At 52.8% G+C, this 305-nt stretch carries 1 protein-coding gene; it reads left to right on the top strand.

Going from position 1 to position 305, the window contains the following annotated elements; genetic code table 11:
* Nucleotides 1-305 (top strand): MFS transporter (locus ACSIPU_RS30945; protein WP_435322525.1); only part of this gene is annotated, 305 nt, incomplete at both ends.

Below are 305 nucleotides of genomic sequence, written 5' to 3'. Positions count from 1 at the left end.
ATCCACATCATCCGGGAATTTGAGGCTGATGTTGCGTTAGCCCCGGCCTCTGTCAGCCTCTATTTAGCCGGGGGGCTGGCATTACAGTGGCTGCTGGGGCCGCTCTCCGACCGCATTGGTCGCCGCCCCGTACTACTGACCGGAGCCATCATCTTTGCTTTGGCCTGCTTCAGCATGATCTTTGTCACGTCGATTGATCAATATCTTATCGCCCGTTTTATCCAGGGAACCAGTATCTGCTTCATTTCGACAGTCGGTTATGTCTCCATCCAGGAGGCTTTTGATGAAAAAGAGTCTATCCGCAT

Source organism: Klebsiella sp. HN106 (assembly GCF_051209435.1).
GTDB lineage: Bacteria > Pseudomonadota > Gammaproteobacteria > Enterobacterales > Enterobacteriaceae > Klebsiella > Klebsiella oxytoca.
The sequence above is the reverse complement of the archived record's forward strand: the minus strand, read 5'-3'. Positions and strand labels throughout refer to the sequence as shown.